2 protein-coding genes are annotated in these 4808 nt (G+C 46.0%); both read right to left on the minus strand.

All coding sequences use genetic code 11. From position 1 onward, the window contains the following. Window positions 1-2766: DUF4347 domain-containing protein (locus QUA16_RS28515; RefSeq protein WP_333104414.1), on the minus strand; the 2766-nt coding region annotated here is incomplete at its 3' end. Window positions 2767-3087: 321 nt separating this feature from the next. Next, on the minus strand, window positions 3088-4808 hold a 1721-nt coding region (locus QUA16_RS28520; protein ID WP_445305418.1), incomplete at its 5' end, for a CHAT domain-containing protein.

Raw genomic sequence — 4808 nt, forward strand, 5'->3', positions numbered from 1 at the left:
CGGAGTTGGCGCAGTGTCGTTATCAGTAATAGCGACGCTAACAGTCGAAATTGTGATGCCGTTATAATTAACATCGCTACTGGTAGAACTAGGCGCGATCGCACCTGTATGATTTCCTTCAACTAAATTATCGTCAAAAGCAACAACCGCAACAGTTTGAGCAACATTCCAATTAGTGCTGTCAAAATTTATCGACGAAATCGGATTAATTTGACTGCCTGTATCAAAGCTAATCGTAACAGGTGCAGTCGGCTGAGTATTTAACTTAACACTGTAACTTCCAGTTGCACCGCCTTCAGTCGCAGTCGTGGTGGTAGTGTTAACGGTGAAACCTGCGGTGTCATCATTAGTGACAGTTGTTGCGGCCGCATCAGCGGTAATAGTAGGAGTTGAACCTGGTGCGACAGGATTAGACAAGGTGAGGGTAACAGTTTCGTCAGGTTCGATCGCACTGTCGCCTAATACATCGAGAGTAATCGTTTTGGATGTCTCACCAGTGGCGAAATCGATCGTGCCAGTGGTAGCCGTTGCCCCAGAAGTGCCGCCGATATTATTGTAATCGCTGACGTTGGTAGCAGTTCCCGCGATCGCATAATTGACGCTACTCGCTACACCAGCACCGCCGCTACGAGTCACCGTAAAAGTTAGAGGAGTTGTGCCGCTATTACCTTCAGGAATGCTGGCAGTACCAGCGGCGACGGCATAAGAAACAGTACCGTTAGCAGCAATAGTTAGTGTGGTTTGAGCCGTTGTACCTGCAACCCCACCAGTAATTGTGCCAAAGTTGAGAATTGCGGTTTCGGCGTTTTCAGCTATGTTGTCAGGTTTGATAGTAACTGCAACATTCTGGGTGAGTGCTGCACCTGTTGCACCTGCGGGGAATGTAATCGAGGGAGGTAAAATAGTGTAGTCAGAATTTTCGGTGGCTGTGCTGCTGGGGTCGATCGCAATTGGCACAGTTACATCAGCAAAAGGAGTGCCGCCGCTGAGGGTAACGGGAATATTAACTACTGTGTCTGTTGTTCCTTCAGTACCGCTGTAAGTTGCAGCCCCGAAATTAACTGTATTGGGTGTATTTAGCAGCACAGAAACGTTGCCTGAACCGTTGTTCGCTACTGCCAAATCCGGGAGAGTGTCAGCATTAAAGTTGCCTGAAATAAGGGAAATTGGATCTGTCCCCGCAGCAAAGTTAATGGGTGAACTAAAACCGCCACTGCCGTTGCCTACTAAAATTGCAGCGCCACTGGTTCCTGTTACTGCTAAGTCAAGTCTGCCATCTCCGCTAAAGTCTTTCACCACAATGCCGTTAAGCCCTACCCCTGCGCTAAAATTAGTGACTGCACCAAAGCTGCCCGTGCCATTTCCCAAGAGAATTGAAACATTGTTAGATCCGTCGTTAGCTGTGGCCAAGTCGAGGTAAGTGTCTCCGTTAAAGTCCCCAGTGGCGATCGAATTTGGATTTTGCCCAGCCCCCAAATTAGTAGCTGCACCAAAGCCGCCCGTACCATTTCCTAACAGAATTGAGACATTATTAGAGAGGCTGTTGGCAACGGCTAAGTCGGGGAAACTGTCAGCGTTAAAGTTGCCTACAACAACCGCAATCGGAATCGCACCAACATTGAAATTAGTGGCAGCGCCAAAGCTTCCTGTACCCGTTCCCAAGAAAATTGAGACGCTACCAGAAGGACGTACAGGGTCAGCGTTTACTACTGCTAAATCTAGGAAATTGTCGGCATTAAATTTCCCGACAGCTACGGAAACGGAAGCGAATCCGGCATTAAAGTTGCCACCGGCGATAAAGTTACCAGTACCATCCCCCAAGAGAATTGAGACAGTGCTGATGTTACTACTACTATTTACTACTGCTAAGTCTGGGAAATTGTCATTGTTAAACAGTCCCGATGTGACGGAAACGGGATTTAAACCTACGGCAAAGTTGGTAGCCGTGCCAAAACCCCCTGTGCCATTCCCTAACAAAATGGAAATGTTGTCGTCATTCTGGTTTGTCACTACCAAGTCGGGGAAGGTATCAGCGTTGAAATCCCCTACATTAATACCTCTGGGATTTGTCCCCACGCCAAAGTTTGTTGCAGCGCCGAAAGTTGAGAGAACATACTCGTAAGCTGCTAATACTTCGGGTTCAAATACTAGCGGTGTTTTAATTTCTCCGGTTCTCACTTCTAATTCCCAGTCGCCGCCTTTTGCAGCACTTCCCGTCAGCTTTTTGGAAGCTGCCACCGACGCGCCAGTTAACTCACTCAGGCGTTGGAGGAATTGGTTAGGTTTTGTGGGCTTTGTAGCACTTTCAACTGGGCGGTTAAAACCGCTACTACACAAACTAAACCCGCCTGCGCGGGTTGAAATTCCATAGTCCGCGCACCATCCGGACTTTGTTTGTATAGCCGCGAATTCTATTCGCCGGGGCTGATCAACAGCCGCGACATTACACCCGTAGAGGAGAATATCGGCACCGGGAATTAATGCTTTGCGCCACTGTTTGAGTTGAGGGGCGAAACTTTCTATGTTGCTGCTGTTGAGTGTATTTACACCGAGATGTACTGCACCTGGACTACCGTGAGAGATGATGTGGATTGCTTCTATATTTTGTTCAATTGCTAGCCTTTCGGTAATTTGCTCAATGCCATCCCGCGTTTCATCTAGGATAATTACCTCAGCATTTGGGGAAATGCCGCTAATTAAACTCTGATAATCTTCAACATTTGAGTCAATAAAAACTAGAATTGAAACAAATTTTTGCTGTATCATTATGCAACCTCTTTAATTGTTAAACTTTATAGATTTCACTAAAATATAACTTACAGCAAATTCCACCTTCATGAAGTAGCACTGCCTATCGTTTTATCCCCGTAGGGACACTCCAAAAGCCCATTAGTGTCAACTTAAGCTCAAACCCAGTCAGAGACTGTTGTTTGACTATTAAATCTCGATCCCCCCTAGCCCCCCTTAAGAAGGGGGGGATAAGAGTCTTATCAAAGTCCCCCTTCTTAAGGGGGATTTAGGGGGATCGAGATATGTGCAACTTCACATTAAATTGGTATTACGATTGCTTTGTTCCTCGCAATGACATTACCAAGGACTCCCAATCATGGTGAAGGCAGACCAATAGTAAGGATGGGAGAGATTTTCATTAGTCAGTTGAGCTAATTCTGGCGGTAATTCTAACTCCTTATTTAAGTTTGACAAAATTAAACGACCATTTTTAATGCGAACTTGACCTTTGATCATGGCGATTTGAGCTTGCCGTAAGGCTTCGGCTTTAATCGGCGCGACCTTTAACTGATGGTAAAATTCAGCCATTAACCCTAAAGTACCTTCATCGCTGACATACCAAAGACTCGCCAAAACTGACTTCACCCCCGCTTGCACAGCTAACCCCGCAAAACCTAATTCGGTGTCATCATCACCCACAGCAGTTTGGCAAGCGCTCAACACCAATAGCTCAACTTTAGGTGGCTGATTCCACCCTAGTTGCCGCACGCGATCGAGTGTTAACCTGGTGTCTGATAACTGAATGTAAGAATTGCTCGGTGATCCTGGGTTAAAGTATCCGTGAGTGGCGAGGTGAATAATCCCATAGGGTCTGTCTTTGCGCTGTGACCTAAGATTGTTGAGAGTAAAGGTTTGGTTGAGGAAGGATTCGCCTTTCCATTCGGAGGCAATAGCGTTAAGTTCTGCAGGCACTGCTGGCAAGGGTGGGTTATTAGTAAATTGTGAGGCTCCCATTGCTAAAACTTCAGCATTTTTAACACTTGCATAGCTAGTATCGGTTAAGTTGACGCTGGGAATGAGTCCGATGCTGTACTTTTCTACTAGAAATTGAGAACCGTCATGGAGGGCGGCTAAGGGGAGCAATCGCAACCCTGCATCCATACTAAAAACTAGCGTATCGATGCCCTGAGCTTTCAAATCAGCTTCCAAGGGCGCAATTATCCACTGGTAAAGTTGTTGGGATGCTGGCAAATAGCTCTCAGTATTGATGTTTCTGGAAGTAGTGAGTTCAGAGCTGAAATTGGCTGCGACTTGCATCAAAGTTTCGCGCCGGGCGGCGGGGATGGCTTTATGAATAGGGATGCCGCTAGGGGGGACTACGATCAGGTCTAATTGTTCAGGGCGGGAGAAGGCGTAGATAATGGCTGGTTTTTTACCAGTTTGGCTGGCGATGATTCTAGTTCTTTTCTGTATGGCGGTAAAAGATTGCAAATCGCGCCTGATTTCCTGATTAATGTATGAGCCCACTTGTTCACTGTAGAAGATATCGATAAAGAAAAGGGCTTGTGGGATATCGCCTCTATCGATTAGCCGTGTGATATCGCTGCGGCTAACTATATTTAGAGGCGATGCCGTTTGGACAATTTCGCTTACCCAATCGGATCTGTAGTTAAAAAGAGATTCAATTCTATTAATGATATTCAAATTGCCAGATTGAGCGATCGCATTGGTAATTGAAATATCCGGTAATGTCGTTTGTTCTGATATTGGAGATGGTGTTTGTTCTGATATTGGAGATGGTGTTTGTTCTGATATTGGAGATGGTGTTTGTTCTGATATTGGAGATGGTGTTTGTTCTGATATTGGAGATGGTATTTGTTCTGATATTGGAGATGGTATTTGTTCTGATATTGGAGGTGGTGTTGAAGATGGTGTTGGTGGTGGTGTTGAGGATGGTGTTGGTGGTGGTGTTGAAGATGGTGTTGGTGGTGGTGTTGGAGATGGTGTTGGAGATGGTGTTGGAGATGGTGTTGGAGATGGTGTTGGAGATGGTGTTGGAGATGGTGTTGGAGATGGTG

This window comes from Microcoleus sp. S13_C3, from assembly GCF_036700905.1.
Taxonomy (GTDB): domain Bacteria; phylum Cyanobacteriota; class Cyanobacteriia; order Cyanobacteriales; family Microcoleaceae; genus Microcoleus.